Source organism: Rhizobium sp. NLR16a (assembly GCF_017948245.1).
Lineage (GTDB): Bacteria > Pseudomonadota > Alphaproteobacteria > Rhizobiales > Rhizobiaceae > Rhizobium.
This window is the reverse complement of the sequence record NZ_CP072867.1, coordinates 92,454-111,268: the sequence shown is the minus strand read 5'-3', so window position 1 is coordinate 111,268 and position 18,815 is coordinate 92,454. Positions and strand designations below refer to the sequence as shown.

At 63.0% G+C, this 18,815-nt stretch carries 14 protein-coding genes; 11 read left to right on the top strand and 3 right to left on the bottom strand.

Going from position 1 to position 18,815, the window contains the following annotated elements; translation table 11 throughout:
• Window positions 1-57: 57 nt before the first annotated feature.
• Window positions 58-513, top strand: coding sequence for an Rrf2 family transcriptional regulator (locus J7U39_RS22765; protein ID WP_210632512.1), 456 nt, complete (start codon window positions 58-60; stop codon window positions 511-513).
• A 10-nt stretch (window positions 514-523) separates the two neighbouring features.
• Here the strand turns inward: J7U39_RS22765 and J7U39_RS22760 are convergent, their stop codons facing one another.
• Complete coding sequence (locus tag J7U39_RS22760) at window positions 524-1,033, bottom strand: GFA family protein (protein WP_210632511.1); 510 nt, start codon at window positions 1,031-1,033, stop codon at window positions 524-526.
• 47 nt (window positions 1,034-1,080) lie between these two features.
• Window positions 1,081-1,560, bottom strand: a complete 480-nt coding sequence (locus J7U39_RS22755) for a class I SAM-dependent methyltransferase (RefSeq protein WP_210632510.1) — start codon at window positions 1,558-1,560, stop codon at window positions 1,081-1,083.
• 124 nt (window positions 1,561-1,684) lie between these two features.
• Here J7U39_RS22755 and J7U39_RS22750 point away from each other — a divergent pair, with 124 nt between their 5' ends.
• Entirely contained in the window at window positions 1,685-2,860 is a 1,176-nt protein-coding gene (locus J7U39_RS22750; protein WP_247241785.1) for a DUF3095 domain-containing protein, read from the top strand.
• Here J7U39_RS22750 and J7U39_RS22745 read toward each other — a convergent pair.
• Window positions 2,850-4,187: a nucleotide sugar dehydrogenase gene (locus J7U39_RS22745; RefSeq protein WP_210632508.1), complete on the bottom strand. Its 1,338-nt coding sequence runs from the start codon at window positions 4,185-4,187 to the stop codon at window positions 2,850-2,852. The two genes, J7U39_RS22750 and J7U39_RS22745, sit on opposite strands and share 11 nt — an antisense overlap.
• 467 nt (window positions 4,188-4,654) lie before the next feature.
• On the opposite strand from J7U39_RS22745, the gene J7U39_RS22740 reads away from it, so the two are divergent.
• The 9 genes from J7U39_RS22740 (at window position 4,655) to J7U39_RS22700 (ending at window position 18,718) form a co-directional block, all read left to right on the top strand.
• Window positions 4,655-5,998 (top strand): adenylate/guanylate cyclase domain-containing protein, encoded by a 1,344-nt coding sequence (locus tag J7U39_RS22740; protein ID WP_210632507.1) that lies wholly within the window; start codon window positions 4,655-4,657, stop codon window positions 5,996-5,998.
• Between the two features lie 148 nt (window positions 5,999-6,146).
• On the top strand, window positions 6,147-8,036 hold the full coding sequence (locus J7U39_RS22735; RefSeq protein ID WP_210632506.1) for an ABC transporter ATP-binding protein: 1,890 nt from the start codon (window positions 6,147-6,149) through the stop codon (window positions 8,034-8,036).
• Window positions 8,036-9,943 carry an ABC transporter substrate-binding protein gene (locus tag J7U39_RS22730; RefSeq protein WP_210632505.1) on the top strand — a complete coding sequence of 636 codons (1,908 nt, stop codon included), beginning with the start codon at window positions 8,036-8,038 and terminating at the stop codon, window positions 9,941-9,943. The genes J7U39_RS22735 and J7U39_RS22730 overlap by 1 nt, the downstream gene beginning before the upstream one ends.
• Window positions 9,944-9,946: 3 nt before the next feature.
• Window positions 9,947-10,945: an ABC transporter permease gene (locus tag J7U39_RS22725; protein ID WP_210632504.1), complete on the top strand. Its 999-nt coding sequence runs from the start codon at window positions 9,947-9,949 to the stop codon at window positions 10,943-10,945.
• Window positions 10,945-12,117, top strand: coding sequence for an ABC transporter permease (locus J7U39_RS22720; RefSeq protein WP_210632503.1), 1,173 nt, complete (start codon window positions 10,945-10,947; stop codon window positions 12,115-12,117). The genes J7U39_RS22725 and J7U39_RS22720 overlap by 1 nt, the downstream gene beginning before the upstream one ends.
• Window positions 12,118-12,213: 96 nt before the next feature.
• Complete coding sequence (locus J7U39_RS22715) at window positions 12,214-13,422, top strand: glycosyltransferase family protein (protein ID WP_210632502.1); 1,209 nt, start codon at window positions 12,214-12,216, stop codon at window positions 13,420-13,422.
• Window positions 13,423-13,431: 9 nt separating this feature from the next.
• Window positions 13,432-14,679, top strand: coding sequence for a glycosyltransferase (locus J7U39_RS22710; RefSeq protein ID WP_210632501.1), 1,248 nt, complete (start codon window positions 13,432-13,434; stop codon window positions 14,677-14,679).
• Window positions 14,676-15,821 (top strand): glycosyltransferase, encoded by a 1,146-nt coding sequence (locus tag J7U39_RS22705; RefSeq protein WP_210632500.1) that lies wholly within the window; start codon window positions 14,676-14,678, stop codon window positions 15,819-15,821. Before J7U39_RS22710 ends, J7U39_RS22705 begins: the two co-directional genes overlap by 4 nt.
• A gap of 182 nt (window positions 15,822-16,003) precedes the next feature.
• Window positions 16,004-18,718, top strand: coding sequence for an ABC transporter ATP-binding protein (locus J7U39_RS22700; RefSeq protein ID WP_210632499.1), 2,715 nt, complete (start codon window positions 16,004-16,006; stop codon window positions 18,716-18,718).
• Window positions 18,719-18,815 lie beyond the last annotated feature (97 nt).

Below are 18,815 nucleotides of genomic sequence, written 5' to 3'. Positions count from 1 at the left end.
CTTGTCTTGTTACAAACTGGCTGCGATAATGGCGCGCTCGCTCGACAGGACAGAACCATGCGCAACGACAGCCGCCTTTCCCGCATGCTGCACGTGCTGATCCACATGGATCGGCATCAGCATGCGGCGACCTCCGAAATGATTGCAAAGATGCTGAACACCAATCCCGTCGTCGTTCGCCGCACGATGGCCGGGCTTCGCCAGCAGGGCTATGTGCGTTCGGAAAAGGGCCATGGCGGCGGCTGGACGCTGGTGCGACCCTTGTCCGAGATCACCCTGCTCGACGTCTACAACGCGCTTGGCGAACCGCACGTCTTTGCCATCGGCCCCGCCGACGATCAGCCCAAATGTCTGGTCGAGCAGGCGGTGAATAACGCGCTGGCCGACGCGATGAAGGAGGCGGAGGCGCTGCTTTTGAGGCGGCTGGGCAGCGTGACGCTGGAGGAAATCGCGGCTGAATTCGAGGCAAAACTGACGGCGCGCTCGGCTGCGGCTTATTCCTGTGCCTCGTGAGCGGAAGCTCCTAGAAATCAGCCGTCACGCCCCCCCTCACCGTCCAGGAGGTTGTATCGCGATCGGGGTGCTGATTGCTGCTCTCCTTGATCGCCGCCGCCCAGTCGGCGCCGTTATTTTCGGTTGCACCGGTATTTTCTATGTCGGTGATCGTGTCGAACCATGTCACCATGTTCTCGGTGCAGGTATTGGCATGCGGCGAGAAAGGGTGCGGATTGTCGAGCGAACCGATCATCAGGTTGGTGCGACCGTTTTCCAGGTGGTGGAAGAACAATGGGGTGCCGCAATTGGCGCAGAAGCCGCGCTCGACAAGCTCCGAACTCTTCCAGACGCTCGGCTTGCCGCGTGTCCAGCTGAGCGCATCATCGGGAGCGGCGACCAGCGCGGCAAAGATGTTGCCCGAGGCCTTCTGGCACATGCGGCAATGACAGAGATGCGAATTGTCGAACATGGCGGTGGCGTGGTAGCGCACGGCACCGCACTGGCAGCCGCCGCTCACTTCCATCTCGATGCGTTTCATTTTCTCCTCCTTCAACAGGCGGGTGGGGCCGGGGCCTACTCTCCCCCTCACACCCGCCGATACAGAAAGTAACGCCCTTCCTTGATTCCCTCCGGCAGCGGCAGCGCCGCAAGCTCCGAATGCTCCAGCGGCAAGCCGCTGACCGCAATGCCGTTCGGGGCGAGCACGCCGGCCATCAGCTGCGGCAGCCAGGTCAGCGTCACCGCGTCGATCTCGTCATGGCCGGTGCCGATATCGGCGTGGGCAAGGGCTGCGCCGATCCCGAGGAAGGCCTGACCGGAATCGCGGATGTTGCCGGTCACCATATCTTGCGGCTCCGGGGTCGAGGCCGAATAGGAACGGACCTCCCAGTCGAAGGCGATGATGCGGCGGTCGGGGAATTTTTCGCGCAGGTGGTCATAGGTGCGGCCGTTGCCGAGGCCGAACTCCAGCACCGGGCCTTCGATGTCCTCGACCAGATCGGTGATTGCGTTCAGAATGTCGCGCTGGGCCGTCAAGCGGCGAATGAAGCTGTCGAGGCGGCTCATCGAAATCCGTATCCGTGATGAAAATCGTGAGCGCGTGCTAACACATGAAACCTTGCCAAGTCGATTGCCGTAAATGGGAATTGGCGTTGCAGCAGCGATATGGGTCTGTGCTAAGGTCGATGCCATGACAATCGTGAATGACGAAGAATTCTTTGCGAACGTGCCGCGCTTCAGCGCCTTCGAGGGCGTGACCGATGCCGGCAATTACCGGCCGCTGCCGGAGGGATGGGTGCTGGCGCTTGCCGATATCGTCGGTTCGACGCAGGCGATCGCCGGCGGCCGCTACAAGGACGTCAACATGGCCGGCGCCAGCGTCATTTCGGCGGTGCTGAATGCGGTCGGCAAGGGCGACTATCCCTTCGTCTTCGGTGGTGACGGCGCCCTGATTGCGCTTCCGGGTTCGCTGGAGAAGGCGGCGCGGGATGCGCTGGCCGCCGTGCAGGTCTGGGTCGAGGAGGATCTCGGCCTGATGTTGCGCATCGCCATCGTACCGGTCGCCGATACCCGCGCAGAGGGCCTCGACGTCCGTGTCGCCCGCTATTCCGCAAGCCCGCATGTCACTTACGCAATGTTCTGGGGCGGCGGCACGAGCTGGGCGGAACGACAGATGAAGCTTGGCCACTACGGCGTCGGCCGCGCCGCCCCCGGAACGCGGCCGGATCTCACCGGCCTTTCCTGCCGATGGAGCCCGATCGAGGCCGAGAATGGCGAGATCGTCTCGATCATCGCCGTGCCCGGCGAAGGCCGGCCGGGCGAAGAGTTCCGCGATCTCGTCAACGGCATCGTCGCCATCACCGCCGAGCAGAGCCGCGGCAGCCATCCGGTGCCGGCCGACGGCCCGAAATTCGCCTTCTCGCTGAAAGGTATCAATCGCGAGGCCAAGGCCACCGCGCCGGCCGGCAAACGTCTGCGGCAGAAGCTGATCATCTTCCTGCAGCTCGCGATCACCGTTCTCTGCTACAAACTCGGCATTCCGCTCGGCCGCTTCGATGCCCGCCGCTACAAGGGCGACGTCGCCGGCAATTCCGATTTCCGCAAGTTCGACGACGGGCTGAAGATGACAGTCGATGTCGACGCCGCGCGCTTGAAACGGATCGAGACGCTGCTGGAAGACGCGCGGGCGAGAGGCATCGCCCGCTACGGCCTGCATCGCCAGTCCTCGGCGCTGATGACCTGCTTTGTGCCGACGCCGATCTCGCGCGACCACATGCATTTCATCGATGGCGCCGCCGGCGGTTATGCGGTGGCCGCCAGCCGGATGACCGGCAAGTCGCTTTCGGCCGTTTCCGTTACGCCTTGACGACGTGATCGGCGGAAAGGCCGAGCCGGTCGAAGACGTTGCGCGTGTCGATGATCAACGCCGCACTTTCGGCGAGCGCCGCATAATCCACCCCGTCATGATCGGTCGCGACCAGCACGACATCATAGCCGGCAACGGCCTGCGCCGTCAGTGCCACCGATTGGCGCCCCTTCAGCGCTTGATGTTCGCGCGTCGGCGGGATCTCGGCGACGAAGGGATCGTGGTAATCGGCGCTGCCGCCGCGCTCCTCGATGATCTCGATCAGCCGCAGCGACGGGCTCTCTCTTATATCGGCGACGTTCTTCTTGTAGGCGAGCCCCAGCACCAGCACGCGGCTGCGGCTCAGCGCCTTGCCGGCGCGGATGTCGAGCGCTTCGGCCAGTTTGCCGACGACATAGCGCGGCATCGCCGAATTGATCTCGCCGGCAAGCTCGATGAATCGGGTCGGAAGCTCATATTCACGCGATTTCCAGGTGAGGTAGAAGGGATCGATCGGGATGCAATGGCCGCCGAGGCCGGGGCCAGGATAGAAGGGCATGTAGCCGAACGGCTTGGTCTTGGCCGCGTCGATCACTTCCCAGACGTCGATGCCCATCGCCGCATAGACCGTCTTCAGCTCGTTGACTAGGGCGATGTTGACCGAACGGAAGATGTTTTCGGTGAGCTTGACGGCCTCGGCCGTCGCATTCGAGGAAACCGGAACGACGGTCGACACCGCCGCGCCATAGAAGGCCTTCATCAGAGCCAGCGCCTCCGGCCCGTCGCCGGCGACAACCTTCGGGATAGTCGCGGTGTGGTAATGCTGGTTGCCGGGGTCCTCGCGCTCCGGCGAGAAGCCGACGAAGAAATCCGCGCCGGACTTCAAGCCGGTGCCTTCGAGGATGACCTTGACGATATCGTCGGTCGTGCCGGGATAGGTGGTGGATTCCAGCGCGACGAGCTGGCCGGGGCGCAAATGCTCAGCGATCGAGCGCGAGGTCGCCTCGACGAAGGAAAGATCGGGGTCGCGATGCTTGGTGAGCGGCGTCGGCACGCAGATGATGATGACATCACATTCACCAAGGCCGGCGAAATCCGTCGTCGCCTGGAATCGGTTCGCATCGATCTCGGCGGCAAGCGCCTCGTTGCTGACGGCGTCGATATAGGAGCGGCGGGCATCGAGCGCCACCATCTTTGAGGGATCGATGTCGAAGCCGGTGACCGCAAAACCGCTGTGCGCGACGGCGATCGCCAGCGGCAGGCCGACATAACCGAGCCCGATAATGCCGGCACGCGCCGCGCGGCTTTCGATCTTCTGCAGGAGCGTGTCGAAGGTGGAGGTGGCCAAGGCGGGATCTTTCGAATGGGAATTTAGAAAGCTGATCTAATGCATCATGGCGGGGAATTAAACCCGGAGCTTCTTCTCGCCACGGTGCCACCCCTGTTTACGCCGTGCCCTCAGAGCGCACGAGGGCTGGTCTCGCCGATATCCCAGAGCACCACCTCTCCGGGGTGTGGCCGAAATGCCCCGGCGGCGGCCTTTGCCGCAACCTGAGCGCACAAAAGAATCCGGGTCCCATTGTTTCGCATCTGCAGCACCCCTATGTGAGTTTGATATTGAACCATCGAGAAAGGACTTCCCCTCCGATCCGCGTTCCGGGGAACTGAGGGCGCTGCTGCCGGGCTTTCGGCAGATCGTTGACAAATATTACCGCTCGTACATCCTGATTTCCTTGTGACCTGCGCATGAAAATGCGTCGGCCGGGGGACTTTTGGCTCTTGGGGATGGCGTGCCTTATGAGGATCATACCGAGAATGAGCACGATCGAATCCAGCGTGTCCTCCATCCTGTTGGACCGGGTCGCCGAATGGCTGACACATTCCTCGCTGGCAGGTGACGACCTCGAAAACATCGTGCGCGGCTTCTGCGAAAGACTTGCTTCCGCCGGCCTTCCGATCGCCCGCGTGCACCTGACCTTTTCGATGCTGCATCCGCTCTACGATGCCTTGAGCTTCACCTGGCGGCGGGCCAGCGGCGTCACTATCGAGGGCCTCCGCATGCCGGCCGGGCAGAAGCCGGACCGCTTCCTGCAGAGCCCCTATTATTACCTGCTCGACAACAACCTGCAGCATATTCGGCGGCGGTTGATGCAGGAAGGCCCGGCCGAATTCCCGATCTTCGAGGATCTGCGCAAGGACAGGATGACCGATTACCTCGCCTTCGTGCAGCCCTTCGGCGACGATTCGGTGCAGGGCATGATGGGCTCCTGGTCGACTGACCATCATAACGGTTTTACCGACGACATGATCGACGCGCTGCTCCGGATGCAGAACCATCTGGCGGTGGCCGCCAAGATGGCGGTGCTCGGCAAGCTCGCCAACAACATGCTGACCACCTATCTCGGCGGCGACGCCGGCAAACGGGTGCTGAATGGCCAGATTCGCCGCGGCGACGGCGAAACGATCCGGGCGGCGCTGGTCATGGGCGACATGCGCGAATCCACCATGTATGCCGAAAAGGAAGGCCGCCAGGCCTATATCGATACGCTGAACCAGTTCTTCGACGCGATCGCCGCTCCCTTCAACCGCAATGGCGGCGAGATTCTGAGCTTCCTCGGCGACGGCTTTCTCGCCGTCTATCCCTGCGGGCGTCACAAGGACCCATCGAAAATCGCCTGCGAGGCAGCACTTTCGGCCGTCCACCAGGCGCAGGCGCGGGTGGCCGAGCTCAATCGGGAGCGCGAGGAGAAGGGTCTATCCAGGATCGGCTACGGCATCGGCATGCATGTCGGCAACGTCATGTTCGGCAATGTCGGCCTCAAGGACCGGCTGACCTTCTCCGCCTTCGGATCGGCGGTCAACGAGGTGCAGCGTTTGCAGATCCTGACCAAAAAATACGGCCGGGAGGTCGTCGCCAGCCAGGCCTTCGCCGGTTATTGCGGCGGCGAATGGACAACCCTCGGCGAGGAGAAGCTGCGCGGCATCCGCCAGAAGGTGACGGTACTGCAGCCACGCGCCCCGGCCCCGGATATCCATGTCGACGAACATTTCCGCGAAGCCGTGCAGAACGGACTTTCCGAAGCCGAACAGGTCATTCTCCTGCACCGCGACGCCAAGAAACAGGTCAAGCGCACAAGCATGGAGAAGTTCATTCAGTAAAACGCCAGGTTGCGGCCGCCAGAACTGCGCGTTACAGAGATGGTGAACCGCGGCAATTTCCCCTTGCTTGTCATCAGCTAGACACCCCGTTTGCGGTACGATAGTGTTGCCTTAACGGGAACATAGAAGACTGGGGAATTTCATTGGTATGGCGTCCGCTGCCGATCTGTTGCGTATCGAGAATCTCGACGTCTCCTTCTCCGTTTTCGGCGACCGCCTGCGTGTCGTAAAGGAAGCCAATCTCCGCATTCTTCCGGGTAAGGTTACCGCCCTCGTCGGTGAGTCCGGTTCCGGTAAATCGGTGATCAGCCAGTCGGTGATGGGCATCCTGCCCAACCCGGCCAATGCGTCAGGCAGTATCCTCTTCACCGATCCGCTCGACGGCAGCACGACCGATATCCTGTCGCTGCCGCGCGACAGTGAAGAGATGCGTGATCTGCGCGGCAAGCGCATGGCGACGATTTTCCAGGAGCCGATGACCTCGCTGTCGCCGCTGCATACCGTCGGCAACCAGATCAGCGAAGTGCTGTTGATCCATACCGACGTCGACAAGCAGGAAGCACGCCAAAGGACCGAGGAAATGCTCGGCCTCGTCGGCTTCTCCAATCCGCACCGCACCTACGACATGTATCCATTCGAACTGTCGGGCGGCATGCGCCAGCGCGCGATGATCGCCATGGCGCTGATCTGCAAGCCGGCTCTCCTGATCGCCGACGAGCCGACGACGGCGCTCGACGTGACGATCCAGGCGCAGATCCTCGAACTGCTGCGCGACCTGCAGGCCAAGCTCGGCATGGCGATGCTGCTGATCACCCACGATCTCGGCATCGTCGCCAACATGGCCGACGAGGTGGTCGTCATCTATCACGGCGAGATCATGGAAGCGGGACCGGTCGAGGCGATCTTCCGCAATCCGCAGCATCCCTATCTCAAGGCGCTGATGGCGGCCGTTCCGCATTTCGACATGAAACCCGGCGAACGGCTGAAGGCGCTGCGCGACGTGCCGGTCAATCTCGAGACGCTGGTCGGCAAGAAGAAGCCGCTGCAGGCTGAAACGCCGGGCACGCTGCTTTCCGTCGCCAATCTGTCGAAGACCTACAGGACGCGCAGGCGCAGCCTGTTCGGCAAGCACGAAGCCGCCGTCGTGCATGCGGTCGACGACGTCAGCTTCGACATCCGCCGCGGCGAATGTCTCGGCCTGGTGGGCGAATCCGGCTGCGGCAAGACGACACTCAGCAAGATCCTCATGCGCGCCGTCACCCCTGATGGCGGCTCGGTGGTGTTCAACGACGGCAAAGAGGTCATCGACGTGCTGGCCGTCAAGGGCGCCGAGCTGCAGGAGCTGCGCACCAAGATCCAAATGGTGTTCCAGGACCCGGTCTCCTCGCTCTCGCCGCGCATGACGGTGCGCAACATCCTGAGCGAGCCGCTCGAGATCCACGACCGCGGCGACAGCGCCGAGCGCAAGCGCAAGGTCGAGGGACTGATGGGCGCGATCGGCCTCGACAAGCGTTACCTCAGCCGTTACCCGCACAGCTTCTCCGGCGGCCAGCGCCAGCGCATCGGCATTGCCCGCGCCCTGGCGCTCGGGCCGAAGCTCGTCATCCTCGACGAGCCGGTGTCGGCCCTCGACGTCTCGGTGCAGGCGCAGATCCTCAACCTCTTGAAGGATCTGCAGAAGGAGCTGGGCCTGACCTATCTCTTCATCTCGCACAATCTCGCCGTCGTCGATTACATGGCCGACCGTATCGCTGTCATGTGCAAGGGCCGCATCGTCGAGATCGCTCCGCGCGAGATCATTCTGCGCGATCCGGTGCACCCCTATACGAAATCACTGCTCGCCGCCGTCCCCTTCCCCGATCTCGACCGGCCGCTCGATTTCAAGGCGCTTCGGGAAAACGGCGCCGCCGACAAGCAGAACTGGGGCAAGACCTTCACCGCCGAGCATGACGACGCCTCCGAGCTTGCCTATGCCGATCTCGGCGACGGCCATCTGGTGCGCGCCCGCAAGGGCGCTGATATCCGGGAGTTGCGCTGATGGTGACGCGTCGCACCTTTCTCGGCGGCCTCGTCGGTGCTGCGATCGCGCCGGCGGTGCTGCGGGCCGAACAGGTCGGCGAGCCGGAATTCCTGAAGGAGCGGCTGGCATCAGGCAGCCTGCCTGGTATGGCCGAACGCATTCCCGCCCGCCCGCGCATCGTCAACTTGAAGGAGATGGGGCTCGAACCCGGCGCCTATGGCGGCACGGTGCGCACCATCATCGGCAGCCAGCGCGATATCCGCTTCATGACGATCTACGGCTATGCCCGCCTGATCGGCTACGACAAGCACCTGCAGTTCCGGCCCGACATTCTGGCCGATTTCCGTTCCGAGGAAGACACGGTCTTCACCTTCACGCTGCGCGAGGGCCATAAATGGTCGGACGGGGCGCCGTTCACCGCCGATGATTTCCGCTACTGGTGGGAAGACGTCATCCTCAATGACAAGCTGACGCCGGGCGGCGGCGCACTCGAGCTTCGCCCACACGGCAGCCTGCCGCGCTTCGAGATGCTCGATCCGCTGACCGTTCGCTATACTTGGGATAAACCCAACCCGATGTTCCTGCCGAGCTTGGCCGGCCCGCAGCCGCTCGTCATCTTCGGGCCGGCGCATTACCTGAAGCAGTTCCACAAGAAGTTCCAGCCGGACCAGGCGAAGATGGAACAGATGATGCAGACCTTCCGCGTCAAGAAATGGCAGGACCTGCACATCAAGATGGCGCGCTCCTATCGTCCGGAAAATCCCAACCTGCCGACGCTCGATCCCTGGCGCAACACGACGGCGCTGCCGGCCGAGCAGTTCGTCTTCGAGCGCAACCCGTTCTTCCATCGCGTCGACGAAAACGGCAGGCAGCTTCCCTATCTCGATCGTTTTATCCTCAACGTCTCTTCCTCGTCGATCATCGCCGCCAAGGCCGGCGCGGGCGAGGCCGACCTGCAGGCAACCGGCATCGACTTCAACGACTACACCTTCCTGAAGGAGGCGGAGAAGCGCTTTCCGGTGAAGGTCAATCTCTGGAAGGTCGCGCGCGGCTCGCGCATCACGCTCTTGCCGAATCTCAACTGCGCCGACGAGGTGTGGCGCGGCCTTTTCCGCGACGTGCGCCTGCGCCGGGCGCTGTCGCTGGCGATCAACCGGCACGAGATCAATATGGTCGCCTTCTATGGATTGGGCACGCCGAGCGCCGATACCGTGCTGCCCGACAGTCCGCTCTTCAAGCAGGAATATGCCGACGCCTTCGTCAAGTTCGATCCCGACGAGGCCAACCGCCTGCTCGACGAGCTCGGCCTGACCCGCCGCGGCGACGACGGCATCCGGCTGCTGCCGGACGGGCGACGCGCCGAGATCACCGTCGAGACCGCCGGCGAAAGCAATCTCGACACCGACGTGCTGGAACTGGTGCACGATCACTGGGCCGATATCGGCCTTGCGCTTTATACCCGCACCTCGCAGCGGGACGTCTTCCGCAACCGCGCCATGAGCGGCACGATCATGATGTCGATCTGGTACGGCCTCGACAATGGCGTGCCGACGGCCGACATGTCGCCGTCCGGTCTTGCGCCGACGCTCGATGATCAGCTGCAATGGCCGCTCTGGGGCATGCATTATCTCTCCGCCGGCCAGGAAGGTGTCGCTCCCGACCTGCCGGAGGCGGCAGAGCTGGTGGACCTGCTCGGCCAATGGGGCTCGACGGCAAAATTCGAGGAGCGCCAGGCGATCTGGCACAGAATGCTGTCGCTCTATACGCAGCAGGTCTTCTCAATCGGCCTCATCAACAGCACGCTGCAGCCGATCCTGCGCGCCGCCAAGCTGCAGAACCTGCCGGAGAAAGCGCTCTACGGCTTCGATCCCACCTCCTATCTCGGCGTCTACATGCCGGATGTTTTCTGGTACAAGGAGGCCTGAGGCGTGCTCAGATACATTCTCTGGCGCATCGCCGCCATGGTGCCGACGCTCTTCGTCATTTCGGCGCTTGTTTTCACCATCATCGAGCTGCCGCCCGGCGACTTCTTCGAGAGCCAGATCGCCGAGCTGCGCGCCTCCGGCGAGGCCGCCAACCTCCAGGAAATCGAGGAGATGCGCCAGCAATACGGCTTCGACAAGCCGGAGATCGTGCGCTATTTCTACTGGGTCGGCGGCATGCTGCACGGCGATTTCGGCTATTCCTTCGAATACCAGCTGCCGGTCTCGGACGTGGTCGGCGAACGGTTGTGGCTGACGATCCTCGTCTCCTTCACGACGATCCTGCTCACCTGGCTGATCGCCTTTCCGATCGGCATCTATTCGGCGACGCATCAGTATAGCTGGGGCGATTACGGGCTGACCTTTCTCGGCCTGCTCGGCATCGCCATTCCGAACTTCATGCTGGCGCTGATCCTGATGTATTTCGCCAATGTCTGGTTCGGGCTGTCGATCGGCCATCTGATGGACCAGCAATATCTCAACGCACCGATGAGCTGGGAAAAGGCGAAGTCGATCCTCGCCCATCTCTGGATCCCCGTCATCATCGTTGGCACGGCCGGCACGGCCGGCATGATCCGGCGGCTGCGCGCCAATCTTCTCGACGAGATGCAGAAGCAATATGTGACGACGGCCCGCGCCAAGGGCCTGCATCCGATGCGGGCGCTGGTCAAATATCCGCTGCGCATGGCGCTCAATTTCTTCATCGCCGATATCGGCTCGATCCTGCCGTCGATCATCTCGGGCGCCGAGATCGTCGCCATCGTGCTGTCGCTGGAGACGACCGGGCCGATGCTGATCAAGGCGCTGCAGAGCCAGGACATGTATCTCGCCGGCTCCTTCCTGATGTTCCTCGCCTTCCTCAACGTCATCGGCGTGCTGATCTCCGATATCGCCCTCGGTTTCCTCGATCCCCGCATCCGTCTGCAAGGCAGGAGCACCAAATAATGTCGCCCCTTCCCGCACCCGGCGCGCCGCTGCCGCACTACGTCTCCACCGCTCCCTTCGATCCGCATGCGACCGAGAGCATGACGGCGGCGCAATCGCGCATCCATCTCGCCTCGCAGAAGCAACTGATGTGGTGGAAGTTCAAGCAGCACAGGCTCGCTTTGATCTCCGGCATCTTTCTCGCCGCCGTCTACCTGATGATCCTTATCGTCGAGTTCCTGGCGCCTTACGGCCTGCACACGCGCAACGTCGACTTCATCCATGCACCACCTCAGCGCGTCCATTTCTTCGACAAGGGCGAGTTCGTCGGTCCCTTCGTCTACGGCCGCAGCATGACGCTCGATCTCGACACGCTGCACCGCGTCTATACCGACAGGCCGAACGACGTGCAGCCGATCCGCTTCTTCTGCCGCGGCGATTCCTATAGATTCTGGGGTCTCGTCGCCTCGAACTACCATCTCATCTGCCCGGCGATCGGTGGCCAGATGTTCCTGCTCGGCACCGACCGGCTCGGCCGCGACGTGCTGTCGCGCATCCTCTACGGCGCGCGTATATCGCTGACGATCGGCCTGATCGGCATTTCGATCAGCTTCGTGCTCGGCATCGTCATCGGCGGCCTTGCCGGATACTGGGGCGGCGTCTTCGACCTCATCGTCCAGCGCCTGATCGAGGTGCTGCAATCGCTGCCAAGCCTGCCGCTGTGGATGGCGCTCGCCGCCATCATGCCGGTGACCTGGAGCCCGATCGTCATATATTTCGGCATCACCGTTATCCTCGGAATCATCGACTGGACCGGGCTGGCGCGGGCCGTGCGCTCCAAGCTCCTGGCATTGCGCGAGGAGGATTACGTCCAGGCCGCGCAGCTGATGGGGGCCAGCACGCCGCGCATCATTGGCCGCCATCTGGTGCCGGGCTTCATGTCGCATCTCATCGCTTCGGCGACGATTTCGATCCCCGGCATGATCCTCGGCGAGACCGCGCTCTCCTTCCTCGGCCTCGGCCTTCGACCCCCGATCACCAGCTGGGGCATTCTGCTGACCGAGGCAAAAAGCGTCAGCGTCATCGCCTTCTATCCTTGGCTGCTCTTTCCGATCATTCCTGTTGTTCTTGTCATTTTGGCGTTCAACTTTCTGGGAGACGGCTTGCGCGATGCGGCAGATCCCTACAAATAGCGGCAAGCTCGGCGGCGCCGTCCGGCATCGCGCCCGCCTCTTGGCCTCCGGATGGTGGGGGTGCTAACTATGATGTTCACCCCGGAGGGAACACCCATGGCCAGACGTCTCGAAGATGCTCGCATCCTCATGTACAGCCACGACACGTTCGGCCTCGGCCATCTCAGGCGCTGTCGCGCCATCGCCCATGCGCTGGTCGAAGACTATCGCGGCCTCAACATCCTGATCATTTCAGGGGCGACGATCGCCGGCGCCTTCGATTACCGCGCCCGCGTCGACTTCGTGAAGATCCCGAGCGTGATCAAGCTGCGCAACGGCGAATATACGTCGCTTGCCAGTCACATCGATCTGCACGAAACGCTGAAGATGCGCGAATCGAGCATCCGCCACACGGCCGAGACCTTCCAGCCCGACATTTTCATCGTCGACAAGGAGCCGATGGGATTGAAGGGCGAGGTCGAGGATACGCTCGCTTATCTCAAGGCCCGTGGCACCGTGCTGGTGCTAGGGCTGCGGGAGATCATGGACGCGCCGCATCTGCTCGAGGCCGAGTGGAAGAAGAACAGCGTCATGCAGAAGATCGACCAATATTACGACAGCGTCTGGGTCTACGGCCCCCCGGATTTCTACGATCCGCTTGTTGGTCTCGACGTGCCGGCCAGCCTGCGCCGGAAGATGGATTTTGTCGGCTTCCTGCAGCGCAGCGTCTCCAAAGGCAAGAGCTCGATCAACGCCCGCAAGGACAATTATCTGCTCGTCACCACAGGCGGCGGCGGCGACGGCTCCGATCTCGTCCATGACGTCATGAACGCCTATGAGGCCGATCCGACGCTGACGCAGAAGGCGCTGGTCGTGCTCGGGCCCTATATGCCGGCCGCCGAGCGCGCCAAGCTGGTGCAGAAGGGCGAAGCCATTCCCTATATCGAGGTGATCGAATTCGACAATCACATGGAAGAGCTGATCGCCGGCGCCACCGGCGTCGTCGCCATGGGCGGATATAACACCTATTGCGAGATCCTCTCCTTCGATAAGCCGGCCCTCATCGTGCCCCGCGTCAAGCCGCGCGAGGAGCAGCTGCTGCGCGCGAAGCGGGCCAGCGAACTCGGCCTCGTCGAGATGCTGCTGCCGGAGCAATCGGTTGATCCCGCCATCATGGCCGCGGCGCTGAAGCGCTTGCCCTCTCGCCTGCCGCCGTCGAAAAGCGGCAGCAATATGCATCTCGAAGGGCTGGACCATATCTCGCAGACCGTCGGCCGATGGCTCGACGGCCGGGCCACCCACCTAGCCGTTGTCGGCGCAGAATAGGGCACAGCCTTGCCGCCACGCCGCAAGATACTCGTCGTGCTGAAAGGCTATCCCCGCCTTTCGGAAACCTTCATCGCCCAGGAATTGCTCGGCCTCGAAAGGGCCGGCTTCGACCTGACGCTGATTTCCATGCGCCGACCGACCGACAAGAAGCGCCATCCGGTGCATGACGAGATCAAGGCGAGTGTCGTCTATCTGCCGGAATATCTGCACGAGGAACCGATTCGCGTGCTGAAAGGCCTCGTCGCCGGCTTCGGTAAAACCGGCTTCAAGGCGCTGATCAAACGCTTCTTCGCCGACCTCAAGCGCGACCTCTCCCGCAACCGCTTCCGCCGTCTCGGCCAGGCGCTGGTGCTGGCGCGCGAATGGCCTGATGGAGGCGAGTGGCTGCATGCTCATTTCATCCATACGCCGGCCTCGGTGACGGAATATACCAGCATCCTGACGGGCACGCCCTGGACCTGTTCGGCCCATGCCAAGGACATATGGACCTCGCCCGACTGGGAACTGAAGGAGAAGCTGAAGCGCGCCCGCTGGACCGTCACCTGCACTCGGTCTGGCTACGAACACATGCGCGTGCTGACATCGCGCAAGGAGGCGGTACATTTGAGCTATCACGGCCTCGATCTCGCCCGCTTCGGCCATTTTTCCGGCGCGCATTCGCAGAGGACCGGCAACAACCCGGCTGATCCGGCCTTCATCCTCAGCGTCGGCCGCGCCGTCGAGAAGAAGGGCTACGACGTCTTGCTTCGGGCGCTGGCGCTGCTGCCGGCGGACCTCCATTGGCGCATGGAGCATATCGGCGGCGGTGACGAGCTTGCCAGGCTGAAGGCGCTCGCCGCCGAGCTCGGCCTCTCCGGCCGCATCATCTGGAAGGGCGCCATGGCGCAGGAAGACGTGCTCGACCACTACCGCCGCGCCGACGTCTTTGCGCTCGCCTGCCGCATCGCCGCCAACGGCGACCGCGACGGCCTGCCGAACGTGTTGGTCGAGGCCGCGAGCCAGCGTCTCGTCTGCGTCTCCACGACAGTATCCGGCGTGCCGGAACTGCTGACGGATGGCGAGAACGGCCTCGTCGTGCCGCCGGAGGATCCGGCGCTGCTTGCCCGGGCGCTGGAGGTGGCGATCCGCGATCCGGCGCTGCGCCAGCGCCTCGGCGACGCCGCCGAAAGGCGGGTGCGCGAGGACTTCGACTATCACTCCAGCATCAGACAGCTCGCCGGCCTGTTCGAGGCCGAATGGCAGAAGGCGTCATGACGGCACCGCGTATCTTCTTCTATGTCCAGCATCTGCTCGGCATCGGCCACATCGCCCGCGCCAGCCGCATCGCCAATGCGCTGGTCAGGGACGGTTTCGACGTCACCGTCGTCACCGGCGGCCTGCCGGTACCGGGCTTTCCCGGCGAGGGTGTGAAGACCGTTGCCCTGCCGTCGGTCGTCGCCAGCAATGCCGGTTTCTCCGGCCTCGCCGATGCCGATGGCCAGCCGGCCGGCGAAGAATTCCTGGCCGCCCGCCGGCAATTGCTGCTCGATGCCTTCCATGCCACAAGGCCCGATGTCGTCATCATCGAGGCCTTCCCCTTCGGCCGGCGGCAGATGCGCTTCGAACTCCTGCCCTTGCTCGCTGCGATCGAGAAGACCGAACCGCGGCCGAAACTCCTAAGCTCGGTGCGCGACATCCTGCAGGAAAACCGCAAGGCCGGCCGCGACGCGGAGACCGCCGCCCTGGTCAACCATCACTTCGACGCTGTGCTCGTCCATGGCGATCCCGGCTTCGTCAGGCTCGAAGATACTTTCCCGCTGACGCCAGAAATCGCCGACAGGCTGCGTTATACCGGCCTCGTTACGCCGCCGCCGGCGCCCGAACCGACGGAAACCTTCGACATTATCGCATCGGCCGGCGGCGGCGCGGTCGGCGCCGAGCTGATCGGCGCGGCGAAGGAGGCGGCGGCGCTGCTGCCGGGCGATCTTCGCTGGCTGCTGATCTCAGGTCCCAACCTGCCGGAGGCCGATTTCGCCAGACTGTCGCGGGACGCAGCCCCGAATGTGACTCTGGTTCGCTTTCGCAAGGATTTTCCCTCGCTCTTGCGCGGCGCCAGGGTATCGATCTCGCAGGCCGGCTACAACACGGTCGGCGACCTCTTGCGCACCGAGTGCCGGCCGATCCTCATCCCCTTCGTCGCCGGCGGCGAGACCGAACAGACAGTGCGCGCCGAACGGCTGCAGGCGCTGGGTCTTGCCGACATCCTGCCGGAACGGGGGCTGACCTCCACACATGTGAAAGAGGCTGTCGAAAAGGCGCTGACAGCGCCCCGGCAGGAGCCGGTTTCGCTCGATCTCGACGGGGCGGAGAAGACGGCCGCCATCATTCGCTCGATGATTGCCGAATCGCTCGCCTAATTTAAAAATCCTGTGATATAAGCAGAGTTCCGGCGAGAATCGGCCTTTCTGCAGCCGGTCCCTTCGCCTTGTTTTCATTGCGATATCGGCGGTCCGGCTGCATGGTCCTGTTCTCGACAATTCCTCCCGTCCCGCGCCAGGATCGCGCCTTCGAAATTTCCCAGCACGCTGACGGTTAGCCAATGGAAAAGAGCCTCGCCCGCTATATCTGGAAGAACACGCGGCTGCAGCAGCTGTGGATCCTGGCTGTCGTCGCGGCCTCGATGATCCCTTATTTCCTGTCCTTCGACCTGCCGAAGCAGATCGTCAACGGACCGATCCAGGGCGACGGCTTTGAAGGCCCCGGCGCAACCCAGACCTTCATGCACATCGCCTATGACATTCCGCTGATCGGCCATGTCGAATTCTTCAAGGGCGTGCAGCTCGACCGCTTCCAGATGCTGATGGCCCTGAGCCTCGTGTTCCTGGCGCTGGTGGTGCTAAACGGGCTCTTCAAGTTCTACATCAACACCTATAAGGGCCGGCTCGGCGAACGCATGCTGCGCCGCATCCGCTTCGAACTGATCGACCGGGTGCTGCGGTTTCCGCCGGCTCATTTCAAGCGGGTGAAATCGGCCGAGATCGCCACCATGATCAAGGACGAAGTGGAGCCGATGGGCGGTTTCACCGGCGACGCCTTCGTCTCGCCCGCCCTGCTCGGCGGCCAGGCGATCACCGCGCTCGCCTTCATCATCGTGCAGAATTTCTGGCTCGGCATGATCGCCGCCGCCATCGTCGGCGTCCAGGCCGTCGTCATTCCCCGCATGCGCAAGCGCCTGCTGGATCTCGGCCGCCAGCGGCAGCTGACGGCGCGCGAACTTTCCGGCCGCGTCGGCGAAATCGTCGACGGCATCGGCACGATCCACGGCAACGACACGTCCAACCTCGAACGCGCCGACATCGCCTGGCGGCTTGGCCGCATCTTCTCGATCCGCTACGACCTTTACCAGTGGAAATTCCTGGTGAAGTTCATCAACAACTTCCTCGCCCAGGTCACGCCCTTCCTGTTCTACGCGATCGGCGGTTATCTGGCGCTGCAGGGCCGGCTCGACATCGGCCAGCTCGTCGCAGTCATCTCGGCCTACAAGGATCTGCCCGGGCCGCTGAAGGAACTGATCGACTGGGACCAGATGCGTCAGGACGTGCAGGTGAAATACCAGCAGGTCTACGAGCAGTTCAACGTCGAGCCCTTGATCGAGAGCCACATCCAGGAATTGGCGACCGCACCCGTGGGCGCACTGACCAGCGCGCTGGTCGTCACCAACCTGACGCTCTCCGATGACAGCGGCGCCCGCCTCGTCGACCACGTCTCGGTCGAAATCAAGCCGAACGAGACGGTTGCGATCGTCGGTCCGAACGGCAGTGGCGCCGAAGCCTTCGCCGAAGCGCTCGGCCGGATGGTCTGGCCCGACTCCGGCCGCATCACCATCGACGGACGCGACCTGCTCGAGCTGCCGGAATCGATCACCGGTCGCCGCATCTCCTATGCCTCGGCCGACACCTTCTTCTTCCATGGCACGCTCGCCAGCAATCTGCTCTACGGCCTCAAGCACGCGCCGATGATCGACGCCGTCTACGACGAGAAAGAAGCGCAGGAGTATAAATGGCATTCCATCGAGGCGGTGAAGGCCGGCAACCCGACGCTCGACCTCAACAGCGATTGGGTGGATTATCAGGCGGCCGGCGCCAATGGACCGGATGATCTCCTCAAAGCGATCCGGCCGGTGCTCGACGCCGTGCTGATCTCGCAGGACATCCTCGACCTGGCGCTGCGCTCGAACGTCAATACCGACGTGCATGTGGCGGTCAGCGACCATGTCGTGGCGCTGCGCGCGTCGCTGCGCGACCGGCTGCGCGACGAAGGTCTCGACGGCATCGTCGTGCCTTTCGATTTCGACGCCTACAACGCCCAGGCGACGGTCGGTGAGAACCTGCTCTTCGGCACCATGAAGCGGCCGTTGATGACCAACCGCCGGCTCGCCGCCCATCCCTATTTCCAGCAGCTCTTCCGCGAGACGGGCCTCAGCACCGATCTCTACGCCATGGGCCTCGAGATTGCCGAAAACGCCGTCGAACTCTTCCACGACCTGCCGCCGGATCATCCTTTCTTCCAGCAGCTGACCTTCATGACGGCGGACGACATTCCGACCTATCAGGCGCTCCTGCAGAAGCTGCAAAGCCGCCGCTTCGAGGACGCCACGCCTGAGGAGCGCTCCGCCATCATCCGGCTGAGCTTCGCCTATATCGAGCCGCGCCACCGCTTCGGCCTTTTGACCAACGAGCTGATGGACAAGATCGTCAGCGCCCGCAAGCAGTTCCACGCGCATATTCCGGCCGATCTCGCCGAGCTGATCGAGCGCTACGACGCCGAGCGTTTCACGCCGTCGGCCAGCCTGATGGACAATGTGCTCTTCGGCCGCATCGCCTATCAGCAGGCCGACGCCTCCGACCGCATCCGCGCCATCATGGGCGAGCTCTTCGACGCACTCGACCTTTATGACGATGTCCTGTCGATCGGCCTCGAATTCGACGTCGGCTCCGGCGGCAAGCGGTTGACCATGGTGCAGCGCCAGAAGCTGAACCTGGCCCGCGCGCTTCTGAAGCGCTCGGATTATTTCGTCTTCAATCGGCCGTTGTCGGCACTCGATCAGCGCGTTCAGGATCAGATCACCCGCAACATCATCGAAGACCTGCATAAGGAAGGTGAGCGCCCGGCGATCATCTGGGTTCTTTCGAATGCGCGGATGGCCGAAATGTTCGACCGAATCCTGCTCTTCGACCGCGGCGGGCTGGCGGAGGCCGGAAACTATCCGGAACTTTCCGAGAAAAACGGTATGTTCAAGGAACTGTTATCGTAATATTCTATTGGGGCGGCGATGGTAGGCGTTCCCGGGGGAACGCCCCGAATTGAGGCGCCTGGTTCCAAGAACCCTGCGTCAGGGGATTGAAACGCTC